Consider the following 300-nt stretch of genomic DNA (forward strand, 5'->3'; position numbering starts at 1 on the left):
GGCCCGGGCCGTGTTCGAGGAGGTCCTCGTGCCCGACGCGGAAGTGCTGACCGTGGCGAAGCTCGCCGACCGGGCCCAAAGGGTGCGGGAACGCACCCACCCGGAAACCATCACCGCCCGGCACCAGAAAAGCGTCGAAGACCGGCTCGTGGTGTTCCACGCCCTCAACGACGGAATGGCCTCCCTGTACCTGACCGGGGACGCGGAGAAGGTGCAGGCCGCGTACCACCGCACCCTCGACACGGCGCTGACCCTGCAGGGCCCGGAGGAAACCCGCACGCTGACCCAGCTGGCGGCGGA

At 70.3% G+C, this 300-nt stretch carries 1 pseudogene; it reads left to right on the forward strand.

The annotated features are described in order from the left end of the window. Positions 1–28: 28 nt before the first annotated feature. Positions 29–300, forward strand: a pseudogene (locus tag QN357_RS19380) (HNH endonuclease); the annotation flags it as partial.

This window comes from Cryobacterium sp. RTC2.1 (assembly GCF_035018685.1).
GTDB classification, from domain to species: domain Bacteria; phylum Actinomycetota; class Actinomycetes; order Actinomycetales; family Microbacteriaceae; genus Cryobacterium; species Cryobacterium glucosi.